Origin of the sequence: Planctomicrobium stercoris, from assembly GCF_051465655.1 — a bacterium.
Taxonomy (GTDB): Bacteria; Planctomycetota; Planctomycetia; order Planctomycetales; family Planctomycetaceae; genus Planctomicrobium.
This window is the reverse complement of record NZ_CP195791.1, coordinates 2,703,679-2,720,650: the sequence shown is the minus strand read 5'-3', so window position 1 is coordinate 2,720,650 and position 16,972 is coordinate 2,703,679. Positions and strand designations below refer to the sequence as shown.

Genomic DNA, 16,972 nt, shown 5'->3' with positions numbered 1-16,972 from the left:
CGAGATTCATTCCACTGAAGAAAAGAACGGAATCAATATGCAAACGATGTTGTCATTAAATCGATCGCTGTGGGATCTGGTCGGCAGCTGGTGGAATTCGGACCGGGTTCGAATCTCCCCAACGATCCGGGAGATCTGGAAGCTTGCCCCTGGGGATGTCATTACGATTGAGGAATGCGACTGGACCGTCATTCAGCAACGGGTTCAGGTGGATGGCGATTCGGAGAAGATTCTGATCTGCCAGTCGGGATCCGCTCAGGCCCGACTGACGATCCGCTGCGATCGCACGCAGCGCGACGTTCTTCTTCTCTGGAGCGTGAATCGTCAGGTGGAACGACTGTTCATCGCGGACGTGCAAATCTGGAAGGGAGTTGAAACAATGGCCGATGAACGTTCTTTGGCGCCATGAGGATTTCGATGATCGAGAATGTGCAGCTCTATGCCTATGGCACAGCCGCTATACTCGATCTGGTGCTCCTGCTCAGCATGCTCGAGCGGCCGAACTGGCCTCACATCCGCGTCTGGATGCTGGCTCTGACCACTGGTGTCTGTCTGTGGCACGCAGGCTTGTTTGTCTATGTGTTACTGGCGAATGGGGTCGGGCCGCTCGCGCTGCAGGCGCAGTGGGTCTGCATGACAATCATGTGTCTGGGTCTGCTGGTTATGCCTTCAGCCATGCTGCACGGGCTGCATCGATACATCGAATGCGGGATCAAACCGCCAGCCCGCTCCAATCCGTTTTGCTGTCTTTATTATCTGCCGGTCGTGCTGATCTTTCCCATCAGTCGACAGCTTGGAACCGACCTGACATTACCCTTCCTGCAATTGATGAAAGATTACGCGGGTCCGTATCTCGCGTGGTCCAGCCTGGTGAATCTGATTGTCGCGGGGGGATTGTGGTGGCTGCGATCCCGGATGGAATACCCGCGCGTCCGTCAGTTTTTTCAGGCTCTGACGTGGACACTCGTGGGGATCACGCTGTTCAACATTCTCTGCATGGTCTGGGGAGTGAGGGCGATGCCGGAGGCGTCCCGCTGGATTCAAACGTGCGTGGCCATGTCGCCGGTGATCCCGACGATCGTGTTCGGATACTTTGTCTTGAGGTTCCGCATCCTGCCGCTGATGGTGGAACGAACGTTGACCTACGGGGCGATTGTCGCGTGCGTGATGTTGCTGCATCAGGTTTTGACCCATGATCTGGCAAACACCGTACAGGATCAGTTCCGGGTGAACTTCGGTCTGGTGGAAGGAGTGTTCGCCTTCGGGCTGATTCTCCTCTATCAGCCGCTGCGACAGCGAGTTTCCGAAGCGGCACAGTCTCTCATCAATTCGCGCGTCTTCGAGCGGGACCAGCATCGGCGGCTCTCGGTTCAACTGGCAGCTCATCCGAGCGAAAACGTGACGGAGATCTTCCAATGGTTCGTTCAGTCAGCCCGGAAGAACTTTCGAATTGCGTTCATCCGCGGACAACTTTTCAATGCCGACGGAAGTCTGTTTGGCGGTTGTTCTGCCCCAGAGCAGGATCCTGGCGAACCGCAGTTCTGGCTGGTTGAAGAGATGCAGCACTGGCACATGACCTGTTGTACCCGCTATGACGCCCCGAATCTCAAAGTACTGGAGTTCCTGCAGTCAGAAGATGTCGTTGCGATCCTGAAGTTCGAGTCGCCTCCCCGTACGGGACTGCTGCTGATTGGAGCACGCGGTTTTCATCAGGCACTTCAAAGTGAGGAACTCAGTGCGCTTGCTCTGCTGGTGGAACAACTTGCCGCAACGTTGCAGAACCGGCAATTGCAGTCAGAACGCACAATCGCAGAACGGCGTGCAACTCAGCATGAAAAGCTGTCTGCCCTGGGACTCATGGCGGGCTCGATTGCCCATGAAGTCAAGAATCCGTTGTCGTCGATGAAGTCGATTGCCACCGTGATGGCAGAAGAACTTGGCCCCGACAGCCGACACTCGGAGGATCTCCGGTTGATCATCGGAGAGATTGATCGGCTCGCACAGACGACCAATCAACTGCTTGAGATTGGGCGAACACCGATGACTCGTTCAGGGGGAGGTGACCTCCGTCTGGCCGTTGAACGCACACAGCAACTCCTGAATCATCTGGCCCGTCAACAGCAGGCCGAGATTCACGTGGTCACTGAGCCCGGTCTCCCTGCAGTTCCTGTGGACGACGCGACCCTTCGAGAAATCTTCTTTAACCTGATGATGAACGCCGTCGAAGCATCTGGACAGGGCGGACGGGTGCACGTTCGTTGCCGGTCGGTCGATGGCGGGATTCAAGTCGAGGTTGCGGACAACGGGCCCGGGCTGCATGAGCATGTGCAGAAGCATCTCTTCGAGCCGCTGGTGACGACGAAAGACTCCGGCACAGGGCTGGGACTTTATGTGGTTTCCCGCCGCATTCAGGAATGTGGGGGGCGCATCTCGTGTCGCAGCGAGCCCGGTGTCGGAACAACGTTCACCATTCATCTCCCTGTCGTTTGAAGAAAAGAGATTTCGGCATGTCCGCGATGTGCATTCTGATTGCCGATGACGAAGCGCCCGCCCGCTTCGGGATGAAACGGGCCCTCGCGCAGGGGGACTACCAGATCCTCGAGGCAGAGAATGGGCGTGAAGCACTCGAGGTGATACGAAACCAGCGGCCGGATCTTGTCTTCCTCGACTTGCAGATGCCGGAGCTGAATGGGCAAAACCTGCTGCGCGAACTCGGACCGGAAGAACGTCACTCCGAAATCATCATCGTCACAGCCAACAGTTCCGTGAATGACGCTGTGCAATGCATCCGACTGGGTGCCAGCGACTTCATCGCCAAGCCGTTCGAAGTGGAACAGATCCGGGCCATCGCCCGTCGCGTGTCACATCGCATTCTACTGCAAAGCAAGGTGAACCAGCTTCAACATCAGCTGGGAGAACGCTTCGCCAGCGGGGCGATACTCGGAATCAGTCGGCAGATGCAGTTGCTTGCGGAGAAGCTGAAACGCATTGCTCCTTCGCCTGCCAATCTCCTGATTCGTGGGGAGAGCGGGGCAGGGAAGGAGCTGATTGCCCGAGAAGTTCATCGGCTCGGCCCGCGTCCCGACGGTCCGTTCATCGCCGTGAATGCGGCAGCGATCCCGGAATCACTCACCGAGAGCGAGTTCTTCGGACATCGCAAAGGAGCCTTCACCGGTGCCGATGCGGATCGTGTGGGAGTCTTCGAACAGGCACATGGAGGGACGCTGTTTCTGGACGAGATCGGTGACATGCCGATGGCTGCTCAGGTCAAAATCCTGCGGGTGCTGCAGGAACGTCTTGTCCAGCCCGTCGGCAGTTCGAAGTCGATCCCCGTCGATGTCCGGGTGATCAGCGCCACCCATCAGAATCTCGAAGACTCCGTGGCCAGCGGCGGATTTCGACAAGACCTGTACTACCGGATCCGGGGCATCGAACTGCAGGTGCCTCCACTCCGCAGCCGACGGGAAGATATCCTTCTCCTGGCGAATTACTTCCTTGAACGGAACAGCCAGCACTCGCTGCCGGACGAATTGCCGGAGTTCACCTCGGATGCCGTGGACGCCATGCTTTCCCATCCGTGGCCGGGAAACGTCCGCGAGCTGGAACATGCGGTCGTGGGGGCATTGGCTTTCCGGGAGGACAATCGAATCACTTCCCGAGACCTGGGCCTGGCGCGGCCAGAGCCGCAGGGGACCACGTTCGATTACTCCAGATTCGTCGATCTCCCGCTCACCGAAGCCAAACAACAGCTGATCGAAGAATTCGAGAAGACGATGATTCAGCTTGCGCTCGATCAGAACGACGGGAATGTCAGTGCCGCTGCCCGCAAGCTCGGGATGCATCGCCAGAGCCTTCAGCAAAAGATGACCCAGTTGAAGTTGACGAGGTCGTGATCCCCTCGTGCGTGTCGCGATGTCATCCGCTGTCTCGTTCGTTCCATAAAAAAAGATCGTCGAACAATCCAGCAGGAGTGTTCGACGATCTGAGACCATTGACATTGAAGCCTGACTGTCAGCAGGGCATCAGGTGACGCCTGCTGACAGCATCTGCTTCATTACCAGACAACCAGGAAACCACCGCTTCCCATGTTGAAGACCTGCCGGTCGTTGAACTGCAAGTCGTAGTTGGCGTACATCGACACCCGGCTGGAGACTTCGTAGTTGAACCCGGTTCCGAGCACCGCCCAGTCGCGACCGTAGTTGACACCGCGTGTCGAGAAACTCGGACCGCCAATCCCGACCATATTCGAGTTGAGCGAAGTTTCCGGTTCCAGGAACTCGTGCAGCCACAGTGCCCGGACTTCCGGAGTGATCCGCCGTCCCGACTGCGTGTAGTAGTCGGTGGCCAGAGCCGATCCAAGAACCCCACGCAGGGCGTTGGTGTTGATGCGGTCGACGTTCAGGTTGAGAATTCCTGCTCCAGTTTCCTGGAACGGATCCTGCCCGACGAAGATGTACTGGAGTGCAACGAACGGTTTGAAGGTTGCATACCCGTTCGTGAACTTCATCCCTTCTTCGAGCCAGGTGTTGGCCTGCCATCCGTTGTAGTCGGCACTTGCAATCTGCCCCATGACGCTGCGGCTGGACTTGTAGTCATTGAAGCCGATACCGCCTGTGAACAGAGAGTAGAACAGGTCGCCGTCGTGATACAGGTAAGTACCGAACTGAGCTGCATTGGACTCGAGGTTCTGGTTCACCCCTCGTACGCGGATGTTCATGTTCGCGTATGAGCCATACAGACCGACTCGGGACTGCTGATCACGGCTGAGGTCGACCCCAAACACCGTACCGCCGATTCCATACCGGGCGGAGTTGGCATTGCCGTCTCCCTCGGTATGACCGCCGAGCCCGTAACCGGTGGCCCAGCCTCGCAGCTCGGTTCCCGGGTTATATCGCTCGCGGAAGTCGAAGTAGGTGGTGTCTTCCACATCCTGGTAGCTGGCGAGCTGGATGAAATCCCCAGCTCCTTCATTGGCCGACTGCGGTGTCAGGCTTGTATAGCCCTGATTTCCGGTGTTGGTCATCGACCCAATGATGTTCTGGCGAAGCATCAATTGTGTCTGCACCATGTTCTGCACAGCCAGCTGGGCGGTTGTGCCGTAGATCTGACCGGCCATCTCATTCATGACCTGAGTGAGTTCTTCATCGCTCATCAGGACCAGTTCCTGATACAGATCCTGCAGGTCTCCCGTCGATCCGATGAAGTGTTCATCCAGGTATTTGCCGACCTGCTGTTCGTTGTAGGTCTTCGCATACTTGATGAAGTCGGCCGAGGTCTGGTTCAGGGTGATGAAGCTGAACTGAGAACAGTCCGGTCCATCTCCGTATCCGACCACCACATCGTAGTAGTCCAGGTTGTCGATCACCTGCTCGAACTGGCTCCCGTTGAAGCCTTGTCCCGCTGTCAGAACAGTGAATTCCTGACCATTGTTGAACAGGGTCTTCTTGTGACCTGCGACGATCGACAAGGTGCCTCCCAGGTCGGCGACACCCCCAACGCTCACAGTATCGGTCGGCTCTTCAGGATCCTTGCTGATCTCGATCTCGAGCACACCGCCAGTCGGATTCGATTCCTTGATCTTCTTCTGTTGATAGGAGTCGATCACCTGCATCCCTGCGATCGAATTTCCGGGTCGCAAGACCCCTTCGACGGTCAGGTTCTGCACCGTACCCCGGCCACTCATCGAGGCACCTTGCTCGACCGTGACCGACGCTTTGGTATAGGTGTTCAGCTTCAACTCACCTTCCTTGACGTCGATGTCGCCCTTGTACTTCGAGCCGTCACCCGTCAGTTCCAGCATCCCTTCGCCGAGCTTGCGGAAATCGCCGGAGCCGCTGAAGTCTCCCGAGAAGACGGTGTCGAAGCCGTTGGTATCAATTCCCGATTTGGTGCGGCGGGCGAAATCAAAGTCACGCGACGAATCAAACTCATCGAACAGTTTGAGAGTTCCGCCAGCGAAGTTGATATCGCTCGAGTGATGCCCGAGGGCCTCATCTTCAAAGACACCGAGTGTTCCCTGCTTGATCGTGGTGTCGCCGCGATAGCTGTTGTCGTCATTCGTCAGAATGAGCGTTCCCTTACCGGTCTTCGTCAGGCCTCCTTTACCGTCGATTTCACCGCTGATGACAACGTCATTGCGCTGGGTATCGATCACTCCACCTTTTTTGCCCAGCTCAATATCCCGCTTGATCCACAGGTCATCGTTCGCCTGGAGTGTCGAACCATTGTTGAGGATCAGGTCGCTGTGACGATCACCCAGGGCCTTGTCGCTGTAAATGGCCAGCGTGCCCTGATTGACAACGGTATCGCCGTGGTAATCGTTGTCGCGATTAGTGAGGGTGAGAGTTCCCTTACCGGTCTTGGTAAGACCACCGCGGCCGTCGATTTCCCCGCTGATGACAACGTCATTGCGCTGAGTATCGATCTCCCCGCCTTTACGTCCCAGCTCGACATCCCGTTTGATCCACAGGTCATCGTTGGCCTGGAGTGTCGAACCATTCTTGAGAACCAGATCACTGTGACGATCACCCAGGGCTTTATCGCTGTAGATGGCGAGCGTGCCCTGTTCGACAACGGTATCACCGTGATAATCGTTGTCGCGGTTGGTGAGTGTCAGAGTTCCCTTGCCGGTCTTGGTGAGTCCGCCGCGTCCGTCGATTTCACCGCTGATGAGGACGTCATTGCGCTGGGTATCGATTTCCCCGCCCCCACGTCCCAGTTCAACATCACGCTTGATCCACAGATCGTCGTTCGCCTGGAGTGTCGAACCGTTCTTGAGGACCAGGTCGCTATGACGATCGCCCAGCTGCTTGTCGCTGGAGATCGCCAGTGTCCCCTGTTCGACAACGGTGTCGCCGTGATAATCGTTCTTGTTGTTCGTGAGGGTGAGAGTCCCCTTACCGGTCTTGGTGAGTCCACCCTTGCCGTCGATTTCGCCGCTGATGAGGACGTCGTTCCGCTGGGTATCGATCTTCCCACCCCCACGGCCAAGCTCGATGTCCCGTTTGATCCACAGGTCATCGTTGGCCTGCAGTGTTGAACCGTTATTCAGGTTCAGGTCACTGTGACGATCCCCCAGGGCCTTGTCGCTGTAGATGGCGAGCGTTCCCTGATTGACTGTCGTATCGCCTTTGTAATCGTTGTCACGGTTGGTGAGGGTGAGAGTTCCCTTACCGGTCTTGGTGAGTCCACCTTTGCCGTCGATTTCACCGCTGATGACAACGTCATTGCGCTGGGTATCGATCACTCCACCTTTTTTGCCCAGCTCAATATCCCGCTTGATCCACAGATCGTCGTTCGCCTGGAGTGTCGAACCATTATTGAGGATCAGGTCGCTGTGACGATCGCCCAGGGCCTTGTCGCTGTAGATGGCCAGCGTCCCTTGATTGACGACGGTATCGCCTTTGTAATCGTTGTCACGGTTCGTGAGGGTGAGAGTTCCCTTACCGGTCTTGGTAAGCCCCCCCTTACCGTCGATTTCCCCGCTGATGACCACGTCATTTCGCTGGGTATCGATCTCCCCGCCTTTTTTGCCCAGCTCGACATCCCGCTTGATCCACAGGTCATCGTTCGCCTGGAGTGTCGAACCATTATTGAGGATCAAGTCGCCGTGACGATCGCCCAGCTGCTTGTCGCTGGAGATGGCCAGAGTTCCCTGGTTGACGGTCGTATCGCCGTGGTAGTCGTTCTTATTGTTGGTGAGGGTGAGCGTTCCCTTGCCGGTCTTGGTGAGTCCACCCTTACCGTCGATTTCACCGGAGATGAGAACGTCGTTCTTCTGGGTGTCGATCTCCCCGCCCCCACGGCCCAGTTCAACATCACGCTTGATCCACAGATCGTCGTTCGCCTGGAGTGTCGATCCGTTCTTGAGGACCAGATCGCTGTGACGATCGCCCAGGGCTTTATCGCTGTAGATGGCGAGCGTGCCCTGTTCGACAACGGTATCACCGTGGTAGTCGTTGTCGCGATTGGTGAGGGTGAGAGTTCCCTTACCGGTCTTGGTGAGTCCACCCTTGCCGTCGATTTCCCCGCTGATGAGGACGTCGTTCCGCTGGGTGTCGATCTTCCCACCCCCACGACCAAGCTCAATATCCCGTTTGATCCACAGGTCATCGTTGGCCTGCAGTGTTGAACCGTTATTCAGGTTCAGGTCACTGTGACGATCCCCCAGGGCCTTGTCGCTGTAGATGGCGAGCGTTCCCTGATTGACTGTCGTATCGCCTTTGTAATCGTTGTCACGGTTGGTGAGGGTGAGAGTTCCCTTACCGGTCTTGGTGAGTCCACCTTTGCCGTCGATTTCCCCGGAGATAAGAACATCGTTCCGCTGGGTATCGATCGTCCCGCCCCCTTTGCCCAGTTCGATGTCCCGTTTGATCCACAGGTCATCCTTGGCCTGGAGCGTCGCACCGTTATTCAGGTTCAGGTCGCTGTGACGATCGCCCAGGGCTTTGTCACTGTAGATCGCCAGTGTTCCCTCATTGACGGTCGTATCACCTTTGTAATCGTTGTCGCGGTTCGTGAGGGTGAGGGTTCCCTTACCGGTCTTGGTGAGACCACCCTTGCCGTCGATTTCCCCGGTGATGAGGACGTCGTTCCGCTGGGTGTCGATCTCTCCGCCCCCTTTTCCGAGTTCGATGTCCCGTTTGATCCACAGGTCATCGGCAGCCTGGAGCGTTCCGCCTTTATTGAGTTCCAGATCCCCCTTCCGAGATCCGAGGTTCCGATCGCTCGAGATGACGAGGGTCCCTTCGCTGACTTCGGTTCCTCCCTCGTAGGAGTTGTCGCCGGTCAGGATCAGGGTTCCCTTGTCTTGAACTTTGACACTTCCGTCCCCGGAAATGTCACCGGAAATCTTCAGAGTTCCCTTTCCGGTCTTGGTGAGTTGAGAGTCTGTGTGGATGTCATCCTTGATGGAACTGTACTTCTTGCGGTCGACATTCAGATTGATCTCTGTGTCCTTGCCGCCCATGATGTACATACCGCTTCCGGCAGTCGAACCGTCTTCGCCGGAGCCGAAGAGCAGGTTGTCTCCCCCAGTTCCGGCTGTTGTGGAGCTTCCGGACAGGTTGCTGTTGGAGAAGGTGAGTTTCCCCCCTTCGCGAACGAAAATTGCTCCTCCCAGAGCATCCCCGCCATCACCCCCTTGTCCAAGTCCGCCAGCACCGTCACCGCCGCCGAAGCCACCTTCTCCGCCGCCGAGAGTTCCTCCTCCCCCCCCGGCACCGAATCCACCCGCACCCCCGGTCGAGAGAGCACTTCCGCCCCCTCCTCCGAAGTCACCCCCGGCTCCACCGGTTCCACCGATTCCAGTTCCTCCACCACCTCCACCGAAGTCTCCGGCATTACCCCCCGATCCTCCAGTACCACCACCGCCGCCCCCACCGTAGATCCCGCCGTTTCCTCCGCGGCCAGTCGCGTATCCGCCGCCGCCCCCGCCGTTAGCGGATCCGTTCTTCCCGGAGGAGCCACCGAATGCGCCGCCCCCTTTTCCGCCTCCTCCTGAGCCGTCGCCCCCAGCGATCACCTTTCCGTTGCCGCCATTATTGCTGCTGGTGGCTCCACCGCCTCCTCCGGCCCCTCCGAGGTATCCATTCCCCCCGTCACCTTGCTTACCTCCGGCACCACCGCCGGCCGCGACGACGCCCGTACCGCCCTCCCCGTATTGTCCACCTCCGCCCCCGCCGGAACCTGCTCCCAGGCCTCCGTCCCCTTCAAAACCTCCCCCTCCTCCCGCTCCGCCGGCGAGGGCATTTCCGCCATCCCCATGCATCCCGGCACCACCGCCCCCCGACACGTCCAGGGTGGCGTTTCCGCCCGCTCCTCCGGTGGCCTCATTCTTGACGAATGTCACACTCTTCACGGTGACATCCGCGCCTGAATTCACGAACAGGCCACCCCCGGCTCCCAGGCCTCCTCCCCCGGCAGAACCGCCATTTCCTCCCGATCCTCCGACGGCGTTTCCGGCCTTCACCGTCATCCCTTCGAGGACCACGTTTCCTTCTTCAACGAAGAAGACTTGATGTTCGCTCTGTCCATCAATTGTCTGCCCACGACCTGCAATCGTGAGCTGATATCCCTCATCCTGAGTGATGACGGGCAGATTTCCGGACAACGTAATCTTCGATTGTCCGTGGGGCAGATCAAAGACGATCCGGTCGTTGACACCGGTCGACGCATTGGCCTGATTGATGGCCCAACGGAGGGTTCCCTCTTCGTTGGTATCCGCTGTGCTTGTCACATAGATCGTATTGACATCGGGCAGACCAGCCCGAGCCACGACCACACCGCCCAGGAGAATTGCGGTGCCCATCGCGGGGGACTTAACGAACCGCAGCAACCATGGTGTTCGACGATAGATGCAGAGGAACAACCAGTGACCTAGTTTCCTCCCTGTTACCCGCTTCATTGAAGTCCCTTTCAGACCCAGCATGCCCCCGCACTGGATCAGAATTCCGTTTTGACTTAGCTGCATAGAATTGATGCAGCCATCAGGGCGTGTCCTTACAATCGACGCAGAATGAATCAGTCCTCAGTGGGAAATTCCCCGGTCTGAAACTCACAGTAACCCCCATAACCGCTACACCTTGTCCGCAAATCCGGGCGAAGAGAATTTCTCTGCAAGAAAAGCGTTAAGCACACAACCGGAAAACCAGCTCCCGCCCCTACAAGCAGAAATTGCAGCATGCGCCTCAGATGCCGTAAGTCGCGAAATTTGAAGTGGATAGATGGCGTGGCCTGCATGAGACTCACCCTTCCGGGCGAGTGCGGCGAATGGCATCAGAAGCTGCTTCCCATGGGATGCATTTTGGTGCAGAGCCTCGGAGCAGTACTTCCCTTCCGGATCACCTAGTCTCTGAACTGGGGAGTTCTCCACCTCTTCAGGGAAACTGTGCAGAGCGTGACTGTTTTTCGAGAATGGTGAAATCTCGGTCTCGAGGGAGAAAGGCGGAAAGGCAAGTGCCAGTTGACCAAGTTAACTTATCTGATAATCTAGATGCGAGAGTCGGGGCTGCTCAGTCGTCCAGGGGAGAAACATCAATGCTCAAGGCTGTCGGACGCACCAAACTCAGGGATGTCGTTGCGAATCAACTGAAGAACTACATCCGCGACTCAGATCTCAAACCGGGGGATCGACTACCGACGGAAACAGAGCTCGCCAACATCTTCGGAGTGAGTCGCCTGAGCCTCCGCGAAGCAACGAAGTCCCTCGGGTACCTGGGAATTGTCCAGGCCAAGCCCGGACTGGGGCTGACGGTCGGGAGTGTGAACTGGGAGCACGTAACGGAGTGCATCGGATTTCATCCGGCACTCCAGGCGGTCTCGCTCAGCGAGTTGATCGGGAGTCGGTCGGTCATTGAAACAGGGGTGCTCCATTACGTGAGTGCCGAGATGCAGCGGGATCCCGCGATTTACGAACGTCTGAACGGAATCAACGCAAGACTCCGGGATGGACGGGACCTGCAGCAGTTCATTACCCTCGATATCGAGTTTCATCGAGAGCTGGTGCTGGCCAGCGGATTCTCGCCGCTGCTCCCGTTTACCGACATTCTGGCGGTCTTCTTTCAAAGGTTCCGCGAAAGCGTCGTCCATGCCGAATGGGGAGCCGGGATTGCATCGCATCAGCTCATTATCGATGCACTGCGAGACCAGCGCGTCGACGATGCCATCACTGAGATGCGAATTCATATCGGAAGCCACAAAGCCCGACTCGGGATCGAGTCCTGACCGTGCGACCGGACCGGACCGGACCGGACCGGGCAGGGCAGGACACCTCGAGACTGACACCCCTTCGTGATGTTCGTTCTGCACGGAACATCGGTGGAAACGGCGGTGATTTTCCAGCTGAACGCGCTGTCAGAAACACACAGAAAATCCGACCAGTGGTCTTTGATGGATTGACCTGAGGTGTGAACATCGCGGAAAATGCCGTCGGGCGTCTCAGACAGGCTGCCTCACCCTCCTTCCGTCCCTCCGCCTGCCTCACCACTGGTGTCCCAAATGCTGAATCGTTCAAGCCTGCTGCGCTGCTTGAGCTTCGCTTGCAGTCTGACACTCCCAGCAATCGCCCTGAGTGATGATCCAGCTTCTCTGACGAACTTTGAAAAGCACGTCCGTCCCCTTCTGATTCGACACTGCTACGAGTGTCATAGCCAGCAAGCGAAGCGACTTGAGGGAGGACTTTTTCTAGACAGCCGCGCGGGGCATCTCCGTGGAGGTGATTCGGGAGCTGCAATCGTCCCGGGGGCCCCGGACGAAAGCTTGCTGATCGATGCGGTGAATTACGGCAACTACGAAATGCCGCCTCGGGGAAAGCTCTCCGATCAGGAGATTGCGATTCTCGTCGACTGGGTCAAAGCGGGGGCAGTCTGGCCCGAAGAGGCTGCACCAATGCCTCTCGCCGGCACGTTCGACTGGAAGCAGCGACGCGATGAACACTGGTCCTGGCAGCCGCTTCAGAATCGTATTCCTCCGACAGTCGAAGGATCTGCGTGGCCACGAGGTCCGATCGACCAGTTCATTCTTTCGAGACTTCGCGAGCATGAACTGACACCCGCACCCGCCAGTGAAAAGGCAACCTGGCTGCGACGCGTGTCATTTGACCTGATCGGTTTGCCCCCCACGCCGGAAGAGATCTCCGCTTATCTCTCGGACACCGGCCCCGATCCGGAAGCGAAGGTCGTCGACGCTTTGCTCGCTTCACCACAGTTCGGCGAGAAGTGGGCCCGGCACTGGATGGATCTGGTCCGCTATGCCGAAACGCACGGGCATGAATTCGACTTTCCAATTCACCATGCTGCCCGTTACCGGGATTATCTGATCAGAGCGTTCAATGCGGATGTCCCTTATGACCAACTGATCCGGGAGCACGTTGCCGGGGATCTGGTCTCATCTCCCCGACTCCATCCCGTGGACGGCACGAATGAATCGGTCATCGGAACCGGGTTCTGGTTTCTCGGCGAAGCGGTCCATGCTCCGACGGATGTCCGAGCAGATCTGTCCACCCGGATCGAGAATCAGATCGATGTTTTCAGCCGGGCATTTCTGGGACTGTCCGTCGCCTGTGCCCGCTGCCATGACCATAAGTTCGATGCCATCTCCAAAGAGGATTACTACGCACTTTATGGCATCCTCAACAGCTCCCGCCGTCAGATTTCCTGGCTGGATTCGCAGGGGGAGATTGAAGCAGCCGTGCAGGAACTGGAGAAATCACGAGAGCTGGTTCATGGTGCCCTCCGGGAATCTCTGGCTGATGATTCCCTGAATGAGCCAGGGGTCATCTCCCGCTACCTCAATGCTGCCGGGAGTCTGCGAGCCAGCCCCAACTCTTCTCGTGCTGATTCCGAGCGGCTGGCGAAACAACTTCAGCTCGACCACGAACTCCTCCTGCGCTGGGTGACGGCCCTCGAGGACACAGAACTCGAGAATCAGCAGCACCCCGTCCACGTGTGGCGACAATTGAATGACATCCCCGAATCCGGGTTCGCTGCCGCCCGCAATCAGCTGCGAGAACAGCTCGACCGCACGCAGCTTCAAGCACGTGAAAGTCGGGCCACCGCTGTCCAGCTGAACGGATCGCCCGAGTCGAAGTGGACAGGCTGGATGTCGAGCGGTCCGGCGTTTCGTTTCCAGACCGGTTCGCTCGCGTTGGATCCTCAAGGGGATGAGATCTCGATCCTGATGCCCGGCACCGCACATAGCGGAACCGTCTCACCCAGATTGCGTGGGGCGGTGCGTTCCCCCACGTTCATCCTGACTCATCCGCATGTGCATACTCGCCTCAATGCGAAGAACGCTACGCTGCGAGTGATTATCGAAAACTACTTCATGGATGAGTTTCAACCACTGCTGTTCGGCGATGCCATTCGAAAGAACGTCGACACCAAAGGCCGGTTCGGATGGATCACGCAGTCGGGAGACCTGAAGGACTACCTGGGTCGTCGTGCACATCTCGAAATCCTGGATGAAGGGGATGGGTACGCTGCCGTCGACGAAATCTGGATGTCTGATGGGGCTCCGCCGGTCGATCCCCCTTCGAAAATCTCGCTGGAGATTGCGAGAGATGAACAGATCACAAGTCGGGAAAGTCTGGCGGCCAGCTGCGAGCAGACATGGCGGCAGGCCCTTCACGACGCTGCGGAAGGACGAGTCGATAGTCACTCCACGCAGTTATTGAACTGGATGCTTCGGCACCGGTTGCTGGAAACCGGCTCACGCCTGAGGACGGCCCGAGCAGCCTTGCTGACCCGCGCAGATGAAGTCCCCAGCCCCATCGGCGTACTATCAATTTCAGAAGGGGACGGGCTGGATGAACCCGTTCATATTCGCGGCAGCGATTCGAATTTTGGCCCCGAGGTCGCGCGGCGGTTCCTGCTTGCCATCTCCGGGGAAGAGCAGTCGCCGATCAAGCAAGGGAGCGGCCGCAAGGAACTGGCTGAGCGGATCACGGATCCCCAGAACCCCTTCCTGTCGCGAGTCATCGTTAATCGCTTGTGGCATCATCTCTTCGGCCGCGGAATCGTCCCCACGGTTGACGATTTCGGGGTGATGGGAACTCCTCCATCGCATCCTGAACTGCTGGACTGGCTCGCTCTTGATTTCGATCGGCATGGACGATCGCTCAAACACACGATTCGTGAGATTGTCCTCTCCCAGACATACCGGATGTCGAGTCGTCCAACCGACGCTGCAGCGGAGGAGAAAGATCCCGACAATGTCTGGCTGCACCGCATGCCTCTGCGTCGACTCCCTGCGGAATCGTTGCGGGATTCGATCCTCGCGGTGTCGGGGCGACTGGATGCGACGATGTCGGGTCCCAGCGTGCCGGTTCATTTGACGCCGTTCATGCAGGGTCGCGGGCAGCCCGGGTCAAGTGGTCCTCTTGATGGGAACGGCCGTCGCAGTGTCTATCAGGAAGTCCGACGGAATTTCCTGGCACCATTCCTGCTCGCGTTCGACATGCCCAGTCCGTTCAGCTGTATGGGTCGGCGAGCCGTTTCGAATGTCCCCTCGCAATCGCTCATCTTCATGAACGATCCCTTTGTGGTCGAACAGGCCCGATTGTGGGCCCGTCAAAGCATCGCTGAGGAATCCGATGCCGATTCGCGAATTCAGAGACTCTTCCTGCAGGCGTATGGACATCCTCCCGACTCCGCAGAACTGAAGACGGTTCATGAGTTTTTGAAGCAGCAGGCCGCAGCCCCAGGAGATCCGCCGAACGAGGAACAGGTCTGGACCGACTTGTGCCATCTCCTGCTCAACCGCAAAGAGTTCCTGTTCATTCAATAAAGGGTGGTCGCCGGTGTCTCCACAATCTGATCCGAATCATGGATTCACAAGCCCGCTGATCTCCCGTCGTGCCGCACTCGCCCGCTGTGCTGCCGGCTTCGGGGCGGTCGCCGCCACTGCGTTGATGACGAAAACGGGAGTGGGCGCGACCAAGGGTCAGCTGGCGCCGAAGGCAACTCATTTTTCGCCTCGCGTGAAAAGCGTGATCTTCCTGTATATGGACGGCGGCCCCTCGCAGGTCGACACCTTTGACTACAAGCCGTTGCTGGCGAAACACGATGGCGAAGATCCCCGCACTGCCATTGGCAAGCTGGAGCCGACTCAGTTCAACAACGTCGGCAAGGTCCTGAAGTCCCCGTGGTCCTTTGCGAGGTACGGCGAGAGCGGACACTGGATCAGCAGCCTGTTTCCGCATCTGTGCCGGCATGTCGACGATCTGTGCATCATCAAGTCGATGACGTCCCGGTTTCCGGAACACACCTCCGCGAACTACTTCCTTCATACCGGCTCCGGCCTGCAGGGACGCCCGAGCATGGGGGCGTGGATCGGTTACGGGCTGGGGAGTCTGTCCGAGAATCTTCCGGGCTTTGTGGTGATCAATGGTGGCCTGATCCCCCCCGGCGGCCTCGACAACTTCAATTCCGGATTCCTGCCCGCGAGTTTTCAGGGATCAGTCATTAAGCCGGGAACGAACCCGATCGCCAACATTCAGCCTCTGGAGGCAACCCCAAAACTCCAGCGTCAGAAGCTGAATTTCCTCCGACAGCTCGACGATCAGACTCTCGCCAGATTCGGAGTTTCGGATCAGATGGAATCTGCGATTGCCAATCAGGAGCTGGCATTCCGTATGCAGACCGCTGTCCCGGAACTTGTCGACGTCTCCAGCGAATCCGCTGCGACACAGGAGATGTACGGCATGAACGCCCCCTGGGACGGAACAAAGACCTTTGCCCGGCAATGCCTGCTGGCCAGGCGCATGGTCGAACGCGGAGTTCGATTCGTCGAACTGACCTGTCCGGGCGGCAACGGAGATCGCTGGGACCAGCACTCCAGCCTCAAGGATGGACACGAAAAGAACGCCGTGACGATCGACCAGCCGATCGCCGCTTTAATCGCCGATCTCAAGCAGCGTGGGCTCTTCGACGAAACTCTCCTTGTCTGGATGGGTGAGTTTGGCAGAACCCCCTTCGCGCAAGGGTCCGATGGCCGCGACCACAATCCGTTTGGTTTTTCGATGTGGATGGCTGGAGGTGGGGTCAAAGGAGGGCTCAGCTACGGCAGCACCGATGACTGGGGCTACAAAGCCATCGAAAACAAGCTCGAGATTCATGACCTGCATGCCACAATGCTGCACCTGCTGGGACTTGACCACACCCGGACGACGTTCCGCTTCAGCTCCCGGGAGATGCGACTGACCGATGTGCACGGCCACGTCATTCATGACATCCTGACGTGAAGCGAGGAGTCGGCATTCTCTTGAGTTTCCTCGCATCGCCACGCTGAAGAACGCGTCTTTGTTTCGTGAACATCTCGATCGACTCGGGATTTCACTCGCATTTGATAAAGCCCTCGAACCCGGCCCGGATGCTCCGCTGGCGCGTCCATTGGTTCGCGGCCAGGGAACGATCGGCACTCGCTTCTGCATTCTGATGGGTACCTTCCTCCGGAAGATCCGCCTGTCAGTGTC

The 16,972-nt window shown here is 57.9% G+C and carries 7 protein-coding genes; 6 read left to right on the top strand and 1 reads right to left on the bottom strand.

The annotated features are described in order from the left end of the window. Positions 1-46: 46 nt before the first annotated feature. The 3 genes from SH661x_RS11155 to SH661x_RS11145 are packed head-to-tail and all read left to right on the top strand — an operon-like array spanning position 47 to position 3,893. Positions 47-409, top strand: coding sequence for a hypothetical protein (locus SH661x_RS11155; RefSeq protein ID WP_437230954.1), 363 nt, complete (start codon positions 47-49; stop codon positions 407-409). 8 nt (positions 410-417) lie between these two features. After that, a complete protein-coding gene (locus tag SH661x_RS11150; protein ID WP_437230952.1) occupies positions 418-2,490 on the top strand; it encodes a two-component system sensor histidine kinase NtrB in 2,073 nt (690 codons plus the stop codon). A 17-nt stretch (positions 2,491-2,507) separates the two neighbouring features. After that, positions 2,508-3,893, top strand: coding sequence for a sigma-54-dependent transcriptional regulator (locus SH661x_RS11145; RefSeq protein ID WP_437230950.1), 1,386 nt, complete (start codon positions 2,508-2,510; stop codon positions 3,891-3,893). A 161-nt stretch (positions 3,894-4,054) separates the two neighbouring features. On the opposite strand, the gene SH661x_RS11140 is transcribed toward SH661x_RS11145, so the two are convergent. Next, positions 4,055-10,309, bottom strand: a complete 6,255-nt coding sequence (locus SH661x_RS11140) for an autotransporter-associated beta strand repeat-containing protein (RefSeq protein WP_437230948.1) — start codon at positions 10,307-10,309, stop codon at positions 4,055-4,057. A 728-nt stretch (positions 10,310-11,037) separates the two neighbouring features. Between SH661x_RS11140 and SH661x_RS11135 the strand changes: the two genes are divergently transcribed. From SH661x_RS11135 to SH661x_RS11125, 3 genes are all read left to right on the top strand, one after another. After that, on the top strand, positions 11,038-11,724 hold the full coding sequence (locus SH661x_RS11135) for a FadR/GntR family transcriptional regulator (RefSeq protein ID WP_437230946.1): 687 nt from the start codon (positions 11,038-11,040) through the stop codon (positions 11,722-11,724). 273 nt (positions 11,725-11,997) lie between these two features. After that, positions 11,998-15,285 (top strand): PSD1 and planctomycete cytochrome C domain-containing protein, encoded by a 3,288-nt coding sequence (locus tag SH661x_RS11130; RefSeq protein ID WP_437230944.1) that lies wholly within the window; start codon positions 11,998-12,000, stop codon positions 15,283-15,285. Positions 15,286-15,298: 13 nt separating this feature from the next. Further along, positions 15,299-16,741 carry a DUF1501 domain-containing protein gene (locus SH661x_RS11125; protein WP_437230942.1) on the top strand — a complete coding sequence of 481 codons (1,443 nt, stop codon included), beginning with the start codon at positions 15,299-15,301 and terminating at the stop codon, positions 16,739-16,741. Positions 16,742-16,972: the final 231 nt, after the last annotated feature.